Source organism: Collinsella sp. HCP3S3_E5 (assembly GCF_052067635.1).
In the GTDB taxonomy this organism is placed as follows: Bacteria; Actinomycetota; Coriobacteriia; order Coriobacteriales; family Coriobacteriaceae; genus Collinsella.
Genome location: NZ_JBQHQF010000016.1, coordinates 14,914 through 36,351 on the forward strand (window position 1 = coordinate 14,914; position 21,438 = coordinate 36,351).

The 21,438-nt window shown below is 60.7% G+C and carries 17 protein-coding genes; 5 read left to right on the plus strand and 12 right to left on the minus strand.

Annotation, left to right across the window (positions count from 1 at the left end; translation table 11 throughout):
• Positions 1-27 precede the first annotated feature (27 nt).
• The 3 genes from ACTM82_RS06200 to ACTM82_RS06210 form a co-directional block, all read right to left on the minus strand.
• A complete protein-coding gene (locus ACTM82_RS06200) occupies positions 28-2,709 on the minus strand; it encodes a DEAD/DEAH box helicase (RefSeq protein ID WP_441055200.1) in 2,682 nt (893 codons plus the stop codon).
• Positions 2,710-2,976: 267 nt separating this feature from the next.
• Positions 2,977-3,858 carry a tRNA (guanine(46)-N(7))-methyltransferase TrmB gene (trmB, locus tag ACTM82_RS06205; protein WP_441055198.1) on the minus strand — a complete coding sequence of 294 codons (882 nt, stop codon included), beginning with the start codon at positions 3,856-3,858 and terminating at the stop codon, positions 2,977-2,979.
• 119 nt (positions 3,859-3,977) lie between these two features.
• Positions 3,978-4,850, minus strand: a complete 873-nt coding sequence (locus ACTM82_RS06210) for a class I SAM-dependent methyltransferase (protein WP_441055196.1) — start codon at positions 4,848-4,850, stop codon at positions 3,978-3,980.
• Between the two features lie 267 nt (positions 4,851-5,117).
• On the opposite strand from ACTM82_RS06210, the gene ACTM82_RS06215 reads away from it, so the two are divergent.
• The 4 genes from ACTM82_RS06215 (at position 5,118) to ACTM82_RS06230 (ending at position 9,611) form a co-directional block, all read left to right on the plus strand.
• On the plus strand, positions 5,118-5,834 hold the full coding sequence (locus tag ACTM82_RS06215) for a helix-turn-helix domain-containing protein (RefSeq protein WP_441055194.1): 717 nt from the start codon (positions 5,118-5,120) through the stop codon (positions 5,832-5,834).
• On the plus strand, positions 5,834-6,730 hold the full coding sequence (locus ACTM82_RS06220) for a DUF4097 family beta strand repeat-containing protein (protein WP_441055192.1): 897 nt from the start codon (positions 5,834-5,836) through the stop codon (positions 6,728-6,730). Before ACTM82_RS06215 ends, ACTM82_RS06220 begins: the two co-directional genes overlap by 1 nt.
• A gap of 97 nt (positions 6,731-6,827) precedes the next feature.
• Entirely contained in the window at positions 6,828-8,735 is a 1,908-nt protein-coding gene (locus ACTM82_RS06225; RefSeq protein WP_441055190.1) for an elongator complex protein 3, read from the plus strand.
• Positions 8,736-9,611 carry a spermidine synthase gene (locus ACTM82_RS06230; protein WP_441055188.1) on the plus strand — a complete coding sequence of 292 codons (876 nt, stop codon included), beginning with the start codon at positions 8,736-8,738 and terminating at the stop codon, positions 9,609-9,611.
• A 204-nt stretch (positions 9,612-9,815) separates the two neighbouring features.
• Here ACTM82_RS06230 and ACTM82_RS06235 read toward each other — a convergent pair whose 3' ends face one another.
• From ACTM82_RS06235 to ACTM82_RS06275, 9 genes are all read right to left on the minus strand, one after another.
• Complete coding sequence (locus tag ACTM82_RS06235; RefSeq protein ID WP_441055186.1) at positions 9,816-12,260, minus strand: DEAD/DEAH box helicase; 2,445 nt, start codon at positions 12,258-12,260, stop codon at positions 9,816-9,818.
• A 116-nt stretch (positions 12,261-12,376) separates the two neighbouring features.
• Positions 12,377-13,675 carry an ATP-binding protein gene (locus tag ACTM82_RS06240; RefSeq protein ID WP_441042131.1) on the minus strand — a complete coding sequence of 433 codons (1,299 nt, stop codon included), beginning with the start codon at positions 13,673-13,675 and terminating at the stop codon, positions 12,377-12,379.
• Positions 13,668-15,428: a TerB N-terminal domain-containing protein gene (locus ACTM82_RS06245; RefSeq protein ID WP_441055184.1), complete on the minus strand. Its 1,761-nt coding sequence runs from the start codon at positions 15,426-15,428 to the stop codon at positions 13,668-13,670. Before ACTM82_RS06245 ends, ACTM82_RS06240 begins: the two co-directional genes overlap by 8 nt.
• An 88-nt stretch (positions 15,429-15,516) precedes the next feature.
• Positions 15,517-16,233: a DUF554 domain-containing protein gene (locus ACTM82_RS06250; protein WP_154517132.1), complete on the minus strand. Its 717-nt coding sequence runs from the start codon at positions 16,231-16,233 to the stop codon at positions 15,517-15,519.
• Positions 16,234-16,321: 88 nt separating this feature from the next.
• On the minus strand, positions 16,322-17,479 hold the full coding sequence (locus ACTM82_RS06255) for a hypothetical protein (protein WP_441055182.1): 1,158 nt from the start codon (positions 17,477-17,479) through the stop codon (positions 16,322-16,324).
• A gap of 110 nt (positions 17,480-17,589) precedes the next feature.
• Entirely contained in the window at positions 17,590-17,718 is a 129-nt protein-coding gene (locus tag ACTM82_RS06260) for a hypothetical protein (protein WP_427794193.1), read from the minus strand.
• 279 nt (positions 17,719-17,997) lie between these two features.
• A complete protein-coding gene (locus ACTM82_RS06265) occupies positions 17,998-18,600 on the minus strand; it encodes a hypothetical protein (RefSeq protein ID WP_441055180.1) in 603 nt (200 codons plus the stop codon).
• An 87-nt stretch (positions 18,601-18,687) separates the two neighbouring features.
• Positions 18,688-19,197, minus strand: a complete 510-nt coding sequence (locus ACTM82_RS06270; protein WP_427719604.1) for a hypothetical protein — start codon at positions 19,195-19,197, stop codon at positions 18,688-18,690.
• Positions 19,194-19,490, minus strand: coding sequence for a hypothetical protein (locus tag ACTM82_RS06275; protein ID WP_154517147.1), 297 nt, complete (start codon positions 19,488-19,490; stop codon positions 19,194-19,196). The genes ACTM82_RS06270 and ACTM82_RS06275 overlap by 4 nt, the downstream gene beginning before the upstream one ends.
• A gap of 344 nt (positions 19,491-19,834) precedes the next feature.
• Here ACTM82_RS06275 and ACTM82_RS06280 point away from each other — a divergent pair, with 344 nt between their 5' ends.
• Positions 19,835-21,436 (plus strand): FAD-binding oxidoreductase, encoded by a 1,602-nt coding sequence (locus ACTM82_RS06280; RefSeq protein WP_441055178.1) that lies wholly within the window; start codon positions 19,835-19,837, stop codon positions 21,434-21,436.
• Positions 21,437-21,438 lie beyond the last annotated feature (2 nt).

Sequence of the window (21,438 nt, forward strand, 5' to 3'; positions counted from 1 at the left end):
CGCTTCGTTTCGTTCCAGTATGTTCGACTAGTCCTCGAGCAGGTCTTCGATAAAGCCGACGCGGTAGTTTTTGAAGATGACTTCACCGCCGTCTTGCGTGGCGTCCAGATCGACATCGCCCATGATGCCAAAGTCGTGGTCGCCGTCCTCGTCGGCAAAGATCTGGTGCACGTGCCATACGTGCGCGGTCTTCTCGTCGGACTCATCGATGGAAAACATCGCGGCGCTGCGGGCATCTCCGTCGGTGAGGATTTCCTCGTGCAGCTCATGGTAGGCATCGAGGGCCTTTTGCCAGCGGATCTCGCTCATGCCCCAGTCGTTGTCGAGCTCGCCCAGGTCGCGAACGTGCTCACGGGCGGCAAGGGTCACGCGGCGAAAGAGCGCGTTGCGCACCAGCAGCGTGCAGCCGCGGCGGTCCGCCACGACCTCGTCGATGCCCTGTGGCGGCGCGGCATTGAGGGCTGCCGGGTTGCCGGCGTTCTCCCACTCGTCCACCAGGCTCGAGTCCACCGAGCGCACCACAAAGCCCAGCCACGAGATAATGTCGCGCAGGCGCTCGTCGCGCTTCTCGATGGGTACGGTGCGGTCGAGCGAACGGTAGGCCTCTGCCAGGTAGCGAAGCAAAATGCCCTCGGAGCGGGCGATGCCGAGCTTTTGAATGTAACCCTTAAAATCGCTCGCGCTTTCCAGCATATCGCGCAGGACACTCTTGGGAGAGAGCTGGTAGTCGTTTGCCCAGGGCACTTCCTGGCAGTACTTGTCAAAAGCGGCGTCGAGCAAATCCTCGAGCGGCTTTTCGTACGTGACGTCTTGAATGCGCTCCAAGCGTTCCTCATACTCGATGCCGTCGGCCTTCATCTCGGCCATAGCGCGATCGCGTGCGGCGCGCTCCTGTGCGCGCAATACCTGCTTGGGGTCCTCGAGTGTGGCCTCGACCATCGAAATGAGGTCCATGGTATAGGTCTCACTTTCGGGGTCGAGCAGCTCCAGCGCGGCAAGCAAAAACGGCGAGAGCGGCTGGTCGAGCGCAAAGTCCTCGGGCAGGTCGACCGTCAGCGCGTAGTCGATGTCCGGCTCGGCGTCAGCCGGAGCGTCGGGTGCGGGCGGCACCTCGGTGCGCACGACGACGCCGGAGTCGATGAGCGTGGCGAAGATCTCGTCGGCGCGAACCTCGAGCTTGGCCTTCTCTTCGGGGGTCTGCAGGCTTGTCTCGATGAGGTCATGTACGCGGGCTCGGGCATTGCCGCCCTGCTCGACCACGCTAATCACCATAGAGTGCGTGATGCGCAGGCGTGGCTTGAGTGTTTCGGGTTGCGTCTCGATCAGGCGCTCAAAAGTTTGCTTGTTCCAGGAGACAAAGCCCTCGGGGGCCTTTTTCTTTTTAATCTTACGGAGTTTTTTGGGGTCGTCGCCCGCCTTGGCCATAAGCTTGGCATTCTCGATTTCGTGCTCGGGTGCCTCGGCGATTACCATGCCCTCGGTATCGAAGCCCGAGCGACCGGCGCGACCGGCAATTTGATGGAACTCTCGGGCGCGCAGACGACGCATTTTGTAACCATCGAACTTGGTGAGCGCGGTGAGCACCACGGTGTGGATGGGTACGTTGATGCCGACGCCGAGCGTATCGGTACCGCAGATGACGGGCAGCAGGCCCTGCTGCGCCAAGCGCTCGACCAGCAGGCGATAGCGCGGCAACATGCCAGCATGGTGCACGCCGACGCCGCATCCAAGCAGGCGCTTGAGAATCTTGCCAAAGGCCGTGGAGAAGCTCGTTCCCTTTGCCGCTTCTTTGATGGCTTCGCGCTGCTCCTTGCTGGCGATGCCAAAATTGGCGAGCGACTGTGCCGTCGCAAGGGCGGCATCCTGGCTAAAGTGCACGATATAGAGCGGGGCCTCGCCACGGCGCATGGCGAGCTCGACCGTGCCCTCGAGGGAGGTCGTCACATAGTCGTAGCTCAGCGGAACAGGACGCGGGGCATCGACAACCAAGTCGCAAGCAGCGCCGGTGTGCTCCTCGAGCGAGGCGGCGATGGCGGTGACATCGCCGAGCGTGGCGCTCATGAGCATAAACTGCGTGTGGGGCAGGGTGAGCAGCGGTACCTGCCAGGCCCAGCCGCGGTCGGGGTCGGCAAAGTAGTGGAACTCGTCCATGGCGACGCAGCCCACGTCGGCGCCCTCGCCCTCGCGCAGCGCACCGTTGGCAAGGATTTCGGCCGTGCAGCAGATGACGGGCGCCTTGGTATTGATATGCGTATCGCCGGTGATCATGCCGACGTTATCGCGGCCGAGTACCTGTACCAGGTCGAAGAACTTCTCGCTGACCAGGGCTTTGATGGGGGCCGTGTAATAGCAGCGCTTGCCCTGAGCCATGCCCATAAAGAGCATGCCCAGCGCGACGAGCGATTTACCCGATCCGGTCGGTGTGCCTAAAATGACGTGATCGCCGGCGGCTAGGTCCATGAGGGCCTCTTCTTGGTGATCCCACAGCTCAATGCCACGGTCGCTCGTCCATTCAAAGAAGCGTTCGAAGGCCTGATCGGGCGTGAGCCATGGTTCGGGCTCGCTGCCGTCCTCGGGCTCCCACCAGGTGGGAGAGAGCGCGCCGAGCGAGCCAAACTCGGCTTCGGTTCCCGTGCCGCCCGAGAACGAGCTGGCGGCGCCGGCACCGGAGACGGTGCTGGCGGCGGTATCTGTCGTGGTCTGTGCCATGTGTTTGCTTTCTCTCGCGATTGTCCGCCAACTATTATGGCGTAGCGTCGCATCGATGCGTTCGCAGGCAAGAAAATGCAGGAAATGGGCGTTCTGCCCAGCTGTTTGGTGCAGTTGCCAACTAAGTGAGTAGACTTTTTGCAATATCGCGAGCACATGGCTTTTGCGCAAAGGCTCTACCTGCGGTTTTATTATTGGTTACGTGGGTTGTGCTTGGCTATTGCAATAAAGTCTACTCACTTAGATTTGAGGGTCATTTGCTGGCGCCTATTTGCGCTTGTTTGCCGAAGCCGCGACCATCAGAGGCCCCTGGGACTCCTGCGGTAAGCGCTTCTTGCCCTTGCGGGCGCGGTTTTTAAAGTTCTCGACGGCCTCTTCCATGCCGAGGGGCACGTAGGTGAGCTCATCGAGATTGTCGGGCAGGTAGCACGCAAGGCTTTGCTCCTGCGCGCGCCCCGCCGTGAGCTGTTCGTCGCTGGGCAGCGCGTCGGGAGTGGCGCAAATGCCATAGACGGCGGCACCCATCTCGCGCGTGCGGCGCTCGTATTCGGTCTCGGGATGCTCGGGATGGTCGCGGCGAACGTCGTCACTTACCCAAAGTGTGTCGTAGCCGGCCGCGGCAAACTGCCCCAGGGCGTAGTCGCGCAATGGCTTGCTGTCGGTGCGCAGCGTGACGGTGGCGCCGGCTGAAAAAAGCGGGCGGTAGAGCATCAGATGGTCGACATGGACGAGTCGTTTTTTGGCGTACTTGGCCTTAGGCTGCGGCGTGGGAAAGTTGATGGTGATGGCATCGAGCTCGCCTGTGGCAAACAGCTGCGGCAACAATGCGGCGCCTCGGGGCAGGACGAGTGCGTTGGTCAGTTCCTGCTCGCAGATTTTCTGTGCGGCATAGGCGATGCAGATGGGCTCCTGGTCCATGCCGATAAAGAGCGTGTTTGGCTCGTGGGCCGCGCGCTCTACAAGGTACGTTCCCTTGCCGCAGCCAAGATCCAGGTGAAGGTGTTCGAAAGACTTGCTGCCTGCGGGCGCACAGGCCTCGCGCCAATCTCCGGCATAGATTTCAGGGTTCGTCTCAATCGCATCGGCGTAGCGCTCCAGGCGCTCTTCGAGCACAAAGTTCTTAGGCGTGCGAACGTGGACGGCTCCCATGAGGCTCCTTGGTCATAAGTATGGAACGCATAGCTGCGCGTTCCATCAATGGGTTGAAAAAAGGGTAGGCATAGCTTGCCCGAAAGACGCGGTGCGGCTCGACGGCGAGTCGTCGGCGCCTACAGGCGCTTGAGAATCACGTAGCGGTTGAGCTCGCCACTGCGACCGTCGGCATGGAAGCGCTCAAGCTCGCGTACGGGGACCTCTCCGCTCTTGTAGAACGTGCGCACGCCGCGCACCAAGTCGGTGATCTGCTGATCGTCAAAGTGGTGGCAATAGCGGTAAGCATGGCGGTCGTTTTGCCAGCCAATGAGGTGGTCGCCGGCTTCAAACTGCGCGGAATCGTAACCCTCAAACGGCGGGGTGAGCTCGGCGCGGGCCTCGGCTCGAACGGCCTTGCGCGCCATGCGCTCGTCGTTCATAAACTCCCAAAAGCTAATGGCGATGATGCCGCCCGGGCGCGTCTGGCGCACCAGGGCGTCGAGCACGCGCACGCGGTATTCGCACGACGGCACGTGGTGCATAAAGCCAAAACAGACCGAGATATCGGCGAGCGGGGCGTCGAAAAGCACGTCGGGTGTCTCGGCGGGGTTGAGCTTCATGAGGGCATCGAGCACGTCGAGTTCCTGGAAGTGCAGGTTGGGAATGCGCAGGGCGTGACCGTGCGCATCGATAGCCAGGTCTTGGCACGAGTCGACGCCATAGAACTCAAACGGGCAGCTGGCATCTGCCGAGGAGTTTGCGCCGTCGACGCCCTTGGCGGCAAGTGCGCCGCCGGCGGCAAAGTTCTCGAATCGCATATTGCCGCAGGCGAGATCGAAGACGCGGACGGGATGCTCGATTGTGGCGACGTCGAGCTGCTCGAGCGCGATGTCCATAGTGCGCACCCAGCCGGGCCACGGGGCCTGACGCGTATCGGAAAAGGAGGCGGAGTGCTCGCGATAGAACGTGTTGTTGAGCTGGATGAGCGATGAGGCGAAATCGCGGTTCACGGCGCGGAACTCCCTCCGTTGGCGGTGCGGAATTAACAGTACGACCATACTACCGTTAACGCCGCAACGGGGACAACCGGGCTAGGTGCCATTGCTTTGTTTGGACACATTTCCGCAGCTCATATGTGCCCGCAACCGCCGGTTGTCAAAAATCTCACTAGAATAGGTGGCATGCTTTTGGCGGTGGCGGATAGATTTTTAACTGTGCAAGGCGCCTTAAGAACAAAAACGGTCCGGCGGCACGGCTGGCATCACATAGGAGGAACCATGAATGTAGAAACTGCGCAGCGGCTCGCCGACCTTCGCCGCAGCAAAGGCTTTAGCCAAGAAGGGCTGGCGCGAAAGCTGGGGCTGTCGCGCCAGGCGGTCAGTAAATGGGAGCGCGCGGAGAGCTCGCCCGATACCGAGAACCTGATCTCGCTCGCCAAGCTCTATGGCGTGAGCCTGGACGAGCTGCTCAATCCGAGCGATGAGATCGAGGACGATATCGAGTTTGAGAACGAGGACCGCGCCCGCCAGCGCGAGGCCGAGGCGGCAGAGCGCGCACGCACCCATGAGGCGGCGGCACGTGCCACCGAGGCGGCAACACAGGCGAGTGATGCTGCGGCCAAGGCGGCGCAAGCGGCAAGCTGGAGTGCGCAGGCCGCCAATGCTGCTACGGCGCAGGCGACGAGTGGCGGCACAGTTGGCTCGACTCCGGTGAAGGGCCCGTTCCAGTCGTTCCCGTATTGGGCCGTGTGCTGGCTACTGTTCTTTTTGCTGATGTTCCCGTTTGGCGCCGGCCCCTTTGCTGCGCTGATCTTCTTTACGATTCCCATCTATCACTGGGTGGCGCGTGCGCTCGATGGCGATTGGGCGCGCGGTGATATTCAGGTTGGTCCGGCGTCGGTGACGGCTAGGGCTCGGAATGTTTCCGCTGCGGTTGATACTGACGTGGCTACCGCGACCACCGCTGAGCCGATTGCCAAAGAGGGTGATGAATGATGAAGCTTTCGCATGAATCCAAGGTACGCTTGGGCGTTGGCGTCGGAGCGTTTGTACTCATCATTGGGCTTGTCTTTGGCATTTCGCGGCTATTGGCTCATTCCGATATGGTGCGTACGACCGGTATTCTATCTGGCCATTTGTCTGATTTTGACGATATGTTTGACGAGGACGATCTTTTGGATGGTGGTAACTATTCCGCTCGGCCTCAGCAGCTTTCGAGCACGACCTTTGATGCCGATGAGTTCCGCTACCTCGATTTCGATATCAATGCGGCTTCGGTGGACGTCAAGGTTGTTGATGGCAACAAGGCTCGCGTTATAGAGCGGGGGCGCGTTGCCGAGGGTATGGATGCCTCCAAGGCCGCGACGCAAAACATCGCATCCGTCGAGGACTCGACGCTCAAGGTTTCTCAGTTTGGAAGTGATGACGGTAAGGCAATCGATCGCTCAGTTACGGTTGAGCTGCCACGCCGTGTTGCCGAACATCTGAAGGGAGTCAACGCGCACGTGGGCTCGGGTGATCTGCAGATTGCCGGTGTCATCTGTGATGGTTTCGACCTTTTCCTGGGTGCGGGAGATGTAGAGTTTTCGGGCAGCGTGACTGATGCGCTCAGCGCTGAGGTGGGTTCGGGCGATGTGACGTTCGAGCTTTACCAGGCCCCCGCGAAGTCGATGGACGTGAGTGTGGGCTCGGGCGATGTGGAGATGACGGTTCCGAACTCGACGGGCTTTAAGGCGAGCGTCACCTTGGGCAGCGGCGACTTCGAGAGCGATTTCCTTCCGCTTGGCTACGACGGCGAGACCATTTTGAATCTTGAATTCGACAACGGGGATAAGTCTGCCACGTATCGTTTTGAGGTCGGTTCGGGTGACATGTCGTTTGATCCGGAGTGACATGCGGTTTTCGGAGATCGGTACATATAGGCGTGCTCTTTGATGGAGGCGCCGGGGCCGTGACGGGCTCCGGCGCCTTTGCCTTTACAATGGGGGCATGGAACAGATTATCTTGAACATACTTGAGGCCCTGCGTCGCGGCGAGACCGTAGACGACAAGGCGCTCGTCAAACTGATACATGCCGAGGCACGCCGTGAGGGTGCCGACAAGCGCAATCTGGCCAAGCGCCGTCTGCTGCCGTTCTACCAGCGGGTTAAACGTGAGGATCCGGCTCGGTGGGCTGCGTGGAATGTCGATTCCGATCTGGAACGTCAACTGCTGCAGGTGCTACGCATGAAGCCGCGCCGCACGGCTTCGGGCGTAGCGACCATTACCGTCATCACCAAGCCGTGGCCGTGCTCGGGCGATTGCCTGTTTTGCCCCAACGACCTGCGTATGCCCAAAAGCTATTTGCATGCCGAGCCCGCGTGCGCCCGTGCGGAGCAAAATTGCTTCGATCCGTATCTGCAGGTGAGCGCTCGTCTGACCGCGCTTTCGCAGATGGGGCATGCGACCGATAAGATTGAGCTCATTGTGCTCGGTGGCACCTGGAGCGACTATCCGCAAGGGTATCAGACATGGTTTATGTCGGAGCTTTTCCGTGCGCTCAATGACGATGCCGTCGCCGGCGTAGCGGCCAACCCCATGTTGGCGCGTCCGGGCATCAGCCGTGCCGAGGCGGGGCGTCTGCTCGACGATGCACCCGCCGATGCCCTGCCGCCGGTGGTAGCGGAGCGCCGCGAGCGCTATCGGGCTGCCGGCATTGCGACAGACGAGGCCGAGCTCGCTGCCGGCGTTGCCGACGAGCAGGAGCGTGTGGATGCTGCCGTGGGCGGCTATAACCGTGCGGTGCGTCGTCTGTACGGCCCCGGTACGCCGTGGGGCGAGGTCACCGAGTGGCAGACGGCAACGATGGAGGAGCTCGAGCGTCAGCAGCGCATCAACGAGACGGCGAAGCATCGCGTGGTGGGACTCGTTATCGAGACGCGCCCCGATGCCGTAACGCCGCAGGCGCTTACGCTCATCCGCCGCCTGGGCTGCACCAAGATCCAGATGGGCATCCAGAGCCTCGACCAGTACCTGCTCGATATCAACGAGCGTCGCATTTTGGTGGGGCAAATCGAGCGGGCGTTTTCGCTTGCGCGCCTGTTTGGCTTTAAGATCCACGCGCATTTTATGCTCAACTTGCTGGGTGCCACACCCGAGGGGGACAAGCGCGACTACGAGCGCTTTATGACCGAGGGGGCCTTTATGCCCGACGAGGTCAAGGTCTACCCGTGCGCGCTCATCGAGGGCTCGCGTCTGGTGGGCTGTTACGAGCGCGGCGAGTGGCGCCCCTATACCGAGGAGGAGCTGCTCGACGTGCTAGCCGATGACATCGTGGTGACGCCGCCGTTCTGCCGTATCAGCCGCATGATCCGCGATTTTAGCTCCGACGACATTATGGTGGGCAACAAGAAGCCCAACCTGCGTCAGCTCGTAGAGAACCGCCTGGCTGCTCGGGGTGACGGTGCGACGGTGCGTGAGATTCGCTATCGCGAGATCAGCACGGCGGGTGCCGACTTGGATGAGCTGACCCTTGACGAGGATGTAGCGTACGAGACGCCGGTGACGCACGAGCGCTTTTTGCAGTGGGTGACGCCGCAGGGCAAGATTGCGGGCTTTTTGCGCCTGTCGCTGCCCGACCATTCGTTTGTTGCCGCGCATGCGGACGAGTTGCCGACGACGCCGGACGAGGCGATGATTCGCGAGGTGCACGTGTACGGCATGGCGGCGCGCGTGGGCGACCAGGGCCAGGCGGCGCAGCATCATGGACTGGGGCGGTCGCTGGTGGAGCGTGCGTGCGAGATTGCCCGGGATGCGGGTTATGCGCGCATCAACGTGATCAGCTCGATTGGCACACGCGAGTACTATCGCCATTTGGGTTTTTACGACCATGGACTCTATCTGCAAAAGGAGCTCTAAATGAACAAGCCGAGTGTTTCTGCCGGCGTTGTTGCCGGCGTTGCTCTGGGAGCCGCGGCGCTTGGTGCGGCCGCTGTCGCTGTTCGTGCTGCCTGTCTGCAGGTTGCGCGAACCCGCAATGGGTTGGCGCGTGTGAAACGCGTGCACGATGAGGGCGGCGATGAAGTCCGCGTATTGGTGCAAGGCGGTGTCTACCAAAGCGCGAGTTACGTCGGCGAGCGCTGGGCGCAGCCCGTCTTTGCGTATTATCGCGCGTTTGACGACGTGTTTGAGGCCGAGGATGCGATGCGTGACGTTTATGGTCACGGTATCAGCCGTATGCTTATGCTAGGTGGCGGCGGGTTTGCCTATCCCAAATTTGCGCTGATGTCGCATGAGGGCCTGCGCATGGACGTTATCGAGTATGACGGAGAGATTACGCGCCTGGCGCGCCGCTGGTTCTACCTAGACGAGCTAGAGCGCGCGGCGGGCGATCGCCTGCGGGTGATAACCGCTGAGGCTCGCTCGTATCTGGGTGTGACGAGCGTGGGCCATCGTCGCTACGACGTGGTCGTGAGCGATTGCTTTGGCGGTGCCGAGCCCGTACGCGAGCTGGCGACGGTTGAGGCGTTGCGTTTAGTGCGGGGCAGCCTGAACCCCGGGGGTATCTACGTTGCCAATATCGTGAGCGCAAACGAGGGGAGCGATGTAACGTTCCTGCGCGACTGCGCTGCCACGGCACTCGAGGTATTCGCCCACGCCTGGGTGGTCCCCTGTGGCGATACAGAGTTCGGCGGCGAGGAAAACTACCTGCTCATCGCCAGCGACGGGAACTATGCCTTTGCCGAAGCCGTGCCCTTTGACGCCGACTTCCTCGGCGCCGTCCTTCACGACTAGCGCGTCTTTCTGCGACCAGTCTTTCTGGGACGGGGCTTTTTAGCTGCTTTCGGATGCCGGCTCGCTCCACATCGGGAGCAGTCAATTTGGGACGGGGCTATTTTAGCTATCCCTGCCACTAATCGGACAAACCTTTCGCTTTACCTGCAAGGGCAGCTAAAATAGCCCCGTCCCAAATTGACTGCTCATATAGTCAGCCCCGTTTTATGCGTGGTCGCGCCAGCTGCGGACACGCTGCTTCATACCCTCTATGTCGAGCACGCCTTCGGCAAAGCCCTTACGCACGAGCTCTTCGGGAACGAACTCATCGTAACGATCAAAGTAAGGCACCTCGCCGGGATAGACGAGCTCGATGGGATCGAAGTCCTTCTCGGCCTCGGCGGCGAGTACCTCAAAGAACGTCTCTTCGTCGGCCTTCATCTTAAACTGCATAAAGTACGGGCGCGACGGGTCGAGTCCGCGAAGGCCCAGCTCCGCGGCACATTTAATCTTGAGCATGCGCTCGAGCGCCAAAAAGGCATAGCTGCCCAGCCAGGGGAAGAGCACCCAGGTGTCGCCGCCCAGGTTAATGAGCGGCCTAGTGCCCGCACCCGAAATCTCGGCCGTATGGCGAGCCTGCGCCAGACGGGCTCGCGCGTTACCCATAAGGTATGGATACGCGGCATGTTCGTTGAGCGCTTTACGCATGCGCTCGAGTACATGCGTGTTGATGTCGCCGGGGCAATCGCCAAAGTAAGCCGGCACACGGCCCTTGACCTGCGTGGCAAAGACGGTATGGCGCTTCCAGTCCACTTCCTCGACAATCCAGCAGTGCCCGGCGATGGCGATGCGTTCACCGGGCGGTGGGGGATTGACGATCGTGCCCAGCTCGGCCGACTCGCTGCGGACGGTGAACTCCTCGTTTTCCTGGAACACGGCGTAGAACTTAAAATTGTTGATGATGCGCTCGCCCGCGAGGCCCACGATGAGCCCGCCGCCCTCGGTGACCTGGATATGGTCGATCTTAATGAGGTGACGCAGCAGCACGCGATAGTCATCGGCTGAGACGCGGTGGAAATAACTGAGCGTGAGCACGCGCTGGGCAAGTTCTGCCGGCGTGAGCTCTCCGGTGCTGGCAAGCGTCGACATAGTCTGGTGATAGAGCAGACTGTAGGGGAGTCGATCGAGCTCGGGCGGCTCGACCCACTTTTCCTCGCGATAGAGTTGTACGAGTGCGATGCCCTGCAGGAGCTTCCACGGAATGGTTTCGGGCATCATCGTGCGCGGCTCGGGTTCTTCCTCGCGCATGACAAACCACATCTCGGGCGGAAGGTCGCGGCGTCCCGTGCGGCCCATTCGCTGCAAAAAGGAACTGACGGTAAATGGCGCATCGATCTGAAATGCACGCTCCAGACGGCCGATATCGATGCCAAGCTCAAGCGTAGAGGTGGTGACGGTCGTCTGTGCCTGCTCTTCATCGCGCATGAGCTCTTCTGCCGTCTCGCGCAACGATGCCGAAAGATTGCCGTGATGGATGAGGAAACGGTCAGGCTCGTGTCGGCTCTCGCAGTAGCTGCGCAGCATGGAACATACGGCCTCTGCCTCCTCGCGCGAGTTGGCAAAGACCAGACACTTGCGCCCGCGGGTGTGTTCGAAGATATAGCCCATGCCGGGATCGGCGTTGTCGGGTGCGGTGTCGGTGGGGTTGAGGAGCGCTTGCTCGGCGGCCCGGGGGATGTCGACTTCGCCCTCGGGGGCCGAAGAAGTGCAGCGGTTCCCGGAGCTAGCCTTACCCTGTGCCCGTTCGCGACGTTGACGGCGCTCCTCCTGTGTGGGCTGTCCGCTGTGGCTCATGCCTTGGGTGTCGGCCGGCAGCGCCGTGGGTGCCGCTGCCTCAATGCGCTCGGAGGCAAGCACTTCGGCCTCTTGAGGACCCATGCTCTCGAATCCCCGCTGCTGTGCCTGGGGACCCGAGTTATAGAAGTGCTCCATGGAGATGCGCCATACGCGGCGCGGTTCCTCAAAACGGGGGATAACGCAGTCACGTCCCGTTCCCTGTGAGAGAAAAGCGCCCGTGCGCTCGGGGTCGCCGATGGTGGCCGAAAGGCCAATGCGTCGAGGCTGCACGCCGGCCATGCGCGAGAGTCGCTCGATAAGGCAGAGCGTCTGCCCGCCACGGTCGCCGCGCATGAGCGAGTGGACCTCGTCGATGACCACATAGCGCAGGTCGCAAAACATGCGCGGGATCGCCATGTGCTTATGGATCAGGAGCGCCTCGAGTGACTCGGGCGTAATCTGCAAGATGCCGCTCGGCTTTTTGATGAGCTTAGCCTTGTGCGACTGCGAGACATCGCCATGCCAGTGCCAGACAGGGATATCGGCCTCTTCGCAGAGGTCGTTAAGGCGGACGAACTGATCATTGATGAGCGCCTTGAGGGGGCCGATGTAGAGGGCGCCCACGCTCGCGGGCGGCTTCTCCCAAAACTCGGTCAGGATGGGAAAGAAGGCCGCCTCGGTTTTGCCGGAAGCCGTGGATGCCGTCAGGAGCACATTGTCTTGTGTGTTAAAGATGGCATCTGCCGCCGCAACCTGAATGGAGCGGAGACTCTCCCAATCGTGGGAGTAGATGAAGTCTTGGATAAACGGGGCGTAGCGGTCAAAGGCGTTCACGGGGCCTCCTTTCAAAAGCGAATCTCTCAACGCGGCGGGCAGTGGCTTGCTGCATGACTGCTTCAATGTTTGCCCAGATAAAACCTGCCAAAATAAACCTGTCCCTTTTTGGCAGGTTAGATGGCGAATTCGGCGAAGTTGCGGTCGGCGCCTGCGGTGCCGGTGTCGTCTGTTGCGGCTGCTGGCGCGTCACCGCCGACGCTTTGCAGCAGCTCGGCCACGTTGGCGTCGGGGTTTTGGCATAGGATGTCGAGCAGCTCGATAAAGTCACGAATGACTTCGCGCGGCGTCAGATGCGTGTCGGCTCCCACGCGACCGAACTCAATCTTGAGGAAGTCCACCAGGTCGCTCTCGGTAAGCGTGGGCGTCCAGCCAAAGTAGCCGGCGTGAATTTGCATGAGTTTTTCGATCAGCACCAGCAACTCTTCGTAGGTGAGTGGCTGCAGACGGATGATGGGCGCGAGCATGTCCTTAAGGTCCTCGCGTGCAAAGCGGCCCTGAGCGAGTCGGCTGCGCAGGGCCTCGTAGGAGAACACGCCGCGGCGGCGGTCTTCGATGGAGGTTGGCGTGCCGCCCATGATCATGCCCAGGTACTGCGCCTTGCCCTGGAGCGTGTCATTGTACATGGTCAGGATCTTCTCGTAGTTGTATTGGCGCGTGATCGCGTTGGGAATCTTATACAGATTCACGAGTTCGTCGATGAGCACCAGCATGCCCTTGTAGCCGCTGCAGACCAAAAAGCGCGCAATGAGTTTAACGTAGTCGTACCAGTCGTCATCGCTGATGATGGTTGAGGAACCCAGTTCGGCGCGAGCCTCGCTCTTGGTGCGGTATTCGCCGCGGATCCATTTGGTTACGCGGCTCATGGCCTCTTCATCGCCCTCGGATACGGCCGTGCGGTAGCGGCGGAGCATGCGGGCGAAGTCGAAGCCGTGGACCATCTCCTCGAGCGGGGCCAGTTGGGCATTGACGACCGACTCGTCGACGTCGGCACACGAGGCGACCCAGCGATCCAGAATAAGGTTGAGCGCACCGCCCTCGGGGCGCGTCTTGGTCGATATGTTGCGGATGAGCTCACGGTAGGTGGCAAGGCCCTGCCCCTGACCGCCCTGCAGGCGGCGCTCGGGCGACAGGTCGGCATCGGCGACGACGAACCCCTCGCCCATGGCGTGCGTGCGGATGGTCTGGAGCAAAAAGCTCTTGCCTGCGCCGTAGCGACCGACCAGAAACCGGAAGCTCGCGCCACCGTCGGCGATGAGACTCAAATCGGTGAGCAGGGCGCGGATCTCGACCTCGCGCCCTACGGTGATATAGGGAAGGCCGATGCGCGGGACCACACCGCCCTTGAGTGAGTTGAGAATGACGGCAGCGACGCGCTTGGGCACGCGGGGTGCTGCGGATGCGGTATCACTCATGGTCTAGGTATCCTCTCACGTCTGCTTCGTAATCCTCGATAATTTGCGGTCCTGCCGCGCCGAACTCGATAACGGTGTCTCCCACCAGGTCAAAGAGCGTCTCGTTGATGCTGTCGACGAGCATATCCTCGCTCTGGCCCGACCTCTCCACTGCCGATGTCGCTTGCGCTGTGTTTTGCTCGAGGAGCGCGCGAAGAAAGGCATCTTCGGCGGGCGCGAGTTTGTTCGTAGCTTCGGCAGACGCGGGCGTTACGGGTGCGGGCGCAGGCACGAGGAGCGGTGCCATGACGCCAAACTCTTCGGCGGAGGCAGTCGGCTTGTCGGGTTCGTCTTGCTGAATGGTCATCTCGCCAGGTTCGGCAGTCATGCCGGGCGCAGACTCGCGGCCCGGCTGCTCGATAAGCGTTGCCTCGGCTTCCACGGGCGTGCCGTCCTCGCGCTCCTCATCAATCAAAAGCGCTTCACGCGTTTGCGCGGCGGCGCTCCGAATGTGCCCCAGCTGGCTCAAATCGATATCGATCTTGACGGGCTGGTGTGCGGCATCCCACGAAAGCCATGCCACGATCTCGTCATCGATGATTTTGGCCAGATATTTGGGGACCTTTTCCTCCTTCAGGGGGTGGGCGGGGGCTAGGGCCAGGCGCAGACGTTGGTCGCAGGCGCGCATCATCTCACCAAGCTTGCTGCTCTTTTGCCTGCTGCCGTGAATTCGCATGCATTCCCAAAAACCATTTTGGCAGCGGTAGATATGGATGGGGTCAAGACGGTATTCGCAGTCCTCGTGGCGCTCGGGCGCAAAGAACACGGCCGAGGCAAACATGGTATAAGGCATGGCCGTCTCCTCCCCAAACAAGCTCGCCACGATACCGGTCTTTCGATGCGTGTCATAGTAGCGCGCCATGCGGACGTACACGGCACATGCCACGTGGCGTAGGTCGCGATGGTGGCTGCGATCGAGTCTAGAGTTATCGAGGTTATACGTGGAGAGGGCGTTGATAGCGGCCATGAGTCGCTCCTCGCCCGCCTCGTCGGGCGGGAGGGGGAGCGTAGGCTCGGAGGTCTTGCGACGCGCAGGCGCCAGGTCCGGCGGCGTCGGTGCAGATGCAAGGTCTCGAGCCGCGCGCCGCAGCTCGATAAGGGCGTTATCGAACATGACGGTTTTAGAGTCGCGAAGCAGTTTGGGGTCGAGCCCGTGGAAAACGGCGTAATCTTGCAACCACACGCGTGCAAACCGGTCGATGCCGGGCTCGAAGGCACGATAGGCATTCCAAAAGGCCTTGATCTTGCTAAAGCCATCGAGTGGGTCATCTACGCCAATGCCGCAGATCAGCTCATAGAGATACAGGAAGGCAAAGGACGTAGACGTTTCCTCGACAGTTCCGCGGCGCACTTGGGCACGCCAGGTAAAGTAGCCGCGCAACTGTCGATCGCTCATGGCATTGTAGGTGGGAAAGTACGACTTAAAGGTGCCGTTGTAGGGACAATCGTCCTCGAAGTCGGCCATCAGCAGGCCTTGGCGGTAAAAGAGCTCCGCCTCCGATAGCCAACGTCCCGCGCCGCCTTTGGGATCATCTTGCCAGCGCGATATCTCGCGCATCTTGCGGTACTGGTCGGGGAGGAAGTTCTGCATCTGTCGACCGGTCTTGAGAATCGGCTCGTCAGCATAGATTTCGTTTGAGAAGCGGGCGGACTGATGGGTCCGGGCCTCGGCCATAATGCGCTCGATGAGCATCTTGACGTCCTGGTCGGCCACCGCTTCTCCTCTCCTAACGCAGCTTCGGTGACCTCATATCATAGCACAGCATCAAACAGGTGTTCGAGAAACCGCTACGTAGATAGATTTAGAACAAGAGGGCGTAGATGACCGCCACGACGACGGAGGGGAGCATGTTGGCCGTGCGGAAGGTCTGAGGTCGAATAAGGTTAACCCCAACACAGAAGATGAGCATAGAGCCCACAAGCGAAAGGCTGTCGAGGGCTGCGGTGGTCATGATGGGGGAGAGTGCGCCGGCAAAAAGCGTGATCGTGCCCTGGAATACGGCAACGGGCAGGGCCGAGAAGATGCAGCCGCGGCCAAGCGAGGCCGTCATGGTGCAGACGATGATGCAGTCCAGCGCGCCCTTCAGGGCAAGCGTGGACCAGTCGCCGAGCAGACCGTCCTGAATCGATCCTACGATGGCCATGGCACCGATACACACGGTGAGCGATGCCGAGACAAAGGCGTTGGTGAACTCGTTGTCGCCTTCGCTGCCGGTTTTGCGCTTGAGCCATTCGCCGAGGTTCTCGATGGCGGCCTCCAGGTTGATGGCCTCGCCGATGAGCGAACCGAGGGCAAATGAGACGATAAGCATGGTGGTGCCGGTGGTCGCCAACGCCTCTCCATCGATAACGAGCATCTTTTGCATGGTGCCGCCCAGGCCGATAAACAGAACACACAACCCCGACGCCTTCATGAGCGTGTCTTGGATGCGAGGCGTAATGAAGCGCCCACCCATAAGGCCAAGCAGACCGCCCGCGATCAAAAGCGCGACGTTGATGATCGTTCCTAAACCCGGCATGGACCCTCCTGTAATTGATGCCAACGCGGCAATCGTAGCAGAACGGGGAGGGGGCGCTCAGTATCCGAGCCAAGCGGCGGTTAGCGGTCTAGGACAGGATGGGGCTAAAGTCGAAGCGCAGCGTTATGAGGTGCTGTGGGGATTCGATGGCTGCGGCAATGATGTCGGCATCTCGTGCGCGATCGAACCCTTCAAGTTCCATTTGATAGGGGACGTCTTCTTGGATACCGATGCGACGAGGAACCAAAAGCTTGGTTCCGTCGAATTCTTCGGTTCGCGTTCCGTCTGCTGCAACGGAATAAAGGTGTAACTTGGCGGTCGTTGTGGCATCAAGTGCCGAGATAGCTTGGATATCGTTCGATGCGCTCTTTGCTCCCACTGCTGTAAGTGCCGTAGGCGCGACGACTTCGCCCGAAGGCAAAAAGACGGTATTGGGGAATGCGATGAGGATATTTTTGCGGCGGGGCGCATTGGCAGCGACTGGCTCAATGCTTGCAGCATCGACGGTTTCCGTGTGGTCGAGCGCGACCATCATGCAACAGTTGCCTTCGTCGACACCTGGGGGAGCGGCAAAGTCCAGGCCGTCTTTCGGTTGGGAATCGCCTAGTTCGGTGGCGCTTCCGCTTGGCTTCTCGAGAGGAACCGCAGCGTTGTCTTCTGATGATGCATCGTCAACATGTGCCGGTGCGTCTGCGACCTCGTCTTTGGGGGATTTGTCATTATCGCTCGATATAGGAGCGGCAATCTCGACGGACCCCACTCCGTGCCATGTCATTTGGAGCAGCGCCGGATCGGTGAGAATGCGCTGCACGCCCGGCGCCTGGGCATCGATATTGATGGGGGCGGGTTCTGATCCGCGCGTGAGGTTAAGCGAGCCCTTCTGCCTGGTGCTTTGAGCCTTTTGGTCGTCCGCGTCGCCAGCGTAGAACAGCAAAGGCGCATCTCCCGTTGCGATGGCTTCGGTGTCCGCCTTGGTCAGCCGCAGCGACGCCGTAAAGGAGATGATGGGCTGCGCGCCATCGACATTCGAGGGAACGCAGCCCAGGCATACACCCCCTTCTTCTTCATGGGCCGCGCTGTCGAAGACGACTTTTGCCCCGTTCGCCGAGTCATCGACCGAGACAATATCGATGCGCAGCTCTAAGTCGCATGGGTCGCCATCGGCGTCGACTGCAGCCGATTTCCATGTGCAGACGGCGCAACCTGTCCGGGGGCCGCTCTCCTTGTCCGGTCGATTGATATCCACGACTATCGAGTCGACCGTATTGCGGTGAAGGCATCCCGAGGTTCGGACCGTGGCATGTGCGAGCGAAAAACGTTGGCAGGCGACGATACCCGACGAATTCGACGCGGGGTTCAGAGCTTGCGGTAAGGAGCTTGCGGTAAGGAGCTTGCCGTGGCGGGCGTCGCCCAAGCGGCGAGAGGCGTACCGCTCGCCAGTGCGCTGCAGAGCGCGGCAACGGGCAAAAGGTTTTTGGGTGCCATGGTTCTCCTATTTATTCCGCGTACTCCGGTCGTGCTTGGCTATTGGTTGCGTTTGATGTGCAGGCCAAGGCACGTCAGTCCTGCTCCCACCGTGGCGACGCCTACCGCAATGAGTTGCCGGGTGTCGCTCGTCTGGACGAGCGGCTCGTGACGGCTGCCGCGATTAAGGCCCGAAAGATCGACGGTCACTTCTGTGGCCGCCTGCGTTTGCTCTTGTTGAGCAAAGGCATTGCGGGTGCGGACGCCAAGATGCCGACGATGGCGGCCAGTGCAATCGCCTTAGGACGTGGCGTGCGCACCGGGTTCGACCGTCCAGGTGATGCTTGCCACTTGATCTCCCGTACCGGTGGCGTGGTAGATGTCACGCGTGACGCGGGCGACGTGGCCACTCACATTGAGCCTAATTTTGTCCGTTCCGTCGGCAATGTCCTTGTACTTCATGTCGAAGCTTGCGTCTTTGGAAAGATCGAGGCCCGTAGTCTGAGTCACCGAGCTGGCATCCTTTTCTGCCTTATCGGGGCCAACCTTAAAATCGATGGAGTTCTGGGCCGAGCCCGTCTTTGCGTCTGCAACGATTGTCCAGTCGTTCTTGGCCGTGACCTTCATGTTGGTGACGTGGATGCCGTATGCCGAGAGGTTGTCGATGGTAATCGTATTGTCGGAGGGTCCTACAAGCGTTCCGTCGGCTTTGGCGGCAAAGGGGATGACCGTTGGCGCCTTAAACGAAACATTGCTAATGTCGGCCTTCACCGTCACATCGGTGGTTCCAACGCGCACCTCTGCCATGGCCGCCGTTGGCGCGGCGCCCATCGCAAGTGCGAGCGTAAGCCCTGCGCCCACGGCGAGTGCCCTGGCTCCGCTCAGGTTCATGGGTGTGTTCATAATCGATCCTTTCTGCTCGTCACGGACTGTTTCCGTGATGGTTGGACGAATGGGGACAGGGTGCTGCCCCTGCGAGCGCGTCGGCCACTAGCCTTCTGCCTGTGCCACCCGCACTTTGACGCGCGTCGGATTGCCGTGGGTGTCGTAGGTCTTGGCATCGAGTGCCTGAATCTCGATATATGCCTCGCCTTCTTGGATATCGCCGGCGGGGCAGGTCTCAACCGTCTTGCCGGCTTCGACCACACCGGACTCATAGATGGTCTCGTCGTTTTGAATCACGCGGAAGCGCTGGGGAAACTTGTTGTCTTGGACGTTTTGCACGTTGACGCGCAACTTGCCGCCTTCCTGCAACTGTGCGACCGGCGCGACCGAGATCGTCATCATGTTGTCGCGGACGATGGCGTCGAGCTCATCCTGGATTTCTTGGCGCGATTTACCTTCTGCCGTCGTGACTGAGGCGCCCGCTTCGGGCACGGGCTGCGACTGCCAGGCGTATAGCCCTACGGCGATGAGGGCGCAGACGACAGCCAGGCAGACAACGACGAGTTTCTTGCGACGCCCCAGTCCTGCAAGGCGGGGCGGCTTCTTCGCACTCATGCGGCGTCCTTGGTGGTGTAGACACGTGCGAACGTGGACGGGTCCGCTCCAAAGAGCATGTGAAGCATCAGGCGGCGCGAGTAGATGAGCTCGTCGAAGTCGTGAGGGAGCTCGATGTTGTGGATACGCGCGATGTGGTGGGCGAGCGCCGAGAACGACTCGGGGTCGCAGATCACATCGGTGGTGACGTGGTAGACCTCCGTACCTGGAAATGCATCTTCGTCGAAAGGCAAGAGATAGGGGTCGTCATCGACTTCGATGGCGAAACCGTATTGGGGCCAGTAATATGCCATGGAAACCTCCCTGCTCTGGGGCCAAAACTCCTATTGGTTTGGCTGTCGATGCCGACCGTATCAGCCGCAACTTGCCCAATAACTAACCAATTGCTTGACGAGCCGATATCTCCGCAGGTAAAAGCATGTGAAAAAAATCTCAACTATTTTTGACTGATAAATGCACATGTTGTGGCTGCGCGGCAACGTGTGGCAAAAGCGTCGCTTGTCTCGAAAATTCCACCGTTCGCCGAATTGCGCGAACGTTAAAAACGTCAATTATGGAGACGGTCTCGAACATGTCGGTGAAACGATGCGGTAACATTTCCCTGCAAACACTGTAGTTAGCTAAAGGGGGAGTTCGCGTGTCTGCAACCATCAAACCCTTCACCGACGAGTTCGAAGAGTATGGTCGCGATGAGTCTCGCACATCGGGCGAGGCCTCGAGCATCTCGTTTCCGACAACGGAGGACGAGGTCCGCGCCATTATGGAAAAGCTCCATGCCGAGCGTGTCCCGGTGACGGTTCAGGGCGCCCGGACCGGTCTTGCCGCCGGCGCCGTGCCTCATGGCGGTCACATTCTCAATACTTCCCGCATGAATCGCTACCTAGGCATTCGCCGCGATGAGCAGGGCCGCTTTCTTTTGCGCGTGGCGCCCGGCGTCGTGCTGTCTGAACTGCGCAAGCAACTGGGCAAGAAAGTGCTGCCGACTGCCGGCTGGGACCAGGCATCGCTTGAGGCCTACGAGGAGTTCCAGGAAGCTCCCGAGCAATTCTTTCCTACCGATCCCACCGAGGCATCTGCCTGCCTGGGCGGTATGGCGGCATGCAACGCTTCCGGCGCCCGTAGCTACGCTTACGGCCCCATGCGCCCTCACGTCACGGGCCTTCATGTCGTGCTGACCGATGGCGACCTGCTCGAGCTTCACCGTGGCGAGGTTTTTGCACAGGGCCGTCGCCTTTCGCTCGTCACGGTGCAGGGCCGCACGCTCGAGCTCGACCTTCCCGACTACACCATGCCCAAGACCAAAAATGCTTCGGGCTATTTCGTTGCTGACGATATGGATGCCATCGATCTGTTTATCGGTGCGTGTGGCACACTCGGCGTCATCACCGAGCTCGAGATTGCCCTGCAGGCGGCGCCTGCGGTCGTTTGGGGCGTGAGCTGCTTCTTTGACAGCGAAGACAAGGCCGTGTCCTTCACCGATTCTGTACGTCCCGTCCTGTCCCACGCGGCTGCCATCGAATATTTCGATGCGGGTGCCCTGGATATCCTGCGTCGTCAGCGCGAGCAGTCGACCGCGTTCGCCTCGCTGCCGGCGCTCGACAAAGACGCCAAGGTCTGTGTCTACGTGGAGCTCGACTGCGACGACGAAGCCCAGGCGACTGAGGAGCTGTATCACTTGGGGTGGGTACTGGAGCTTGCGGGCGGCAGCGACGATGCGACATGGGTCGCGCGCACCGAGGTCGATCGCGAGTGTCAGCGATTCTTCCGCCATGCGGTGCCCGAGAGCGTCAACATGCTCATCGACGAGCGTCGCCGCACGGACCCCACCATTACCAAGCTGGGGTCGGATATGTCGGTGCCCAACGCGCACTTGGCCGATGTCATCGCCCTTTATCGCCGCACGTTGGCCGAAAGTGGGCTTGAATCTGCCGCCTGGGGGCACATCGGTAACAACCATCTGCATGTGAACATTCTGCCGCGCGATGCGCGGGATTACCGCCGCGGCGAAGAGCTCTTTGCCCAGTGGGCTTCCGAGGTCACGGCCATGGGCGGCGCCGTCTCCGCCGAACACGGCGTCGGCAAGATCAAGGCGGGCTTCTTGGAGACGATGTACGGTCACGAGGCCATGGTCGAGTCGGCGCGGCTCAAGCTCCAGCTCGATCCTGCCGGGCAGCTGGGCCGCGGTAACCTGTTTTCGGAGAAGCTCTTGGATGAGCTCGTCCAGAAAGGGGGCGCGTGAAG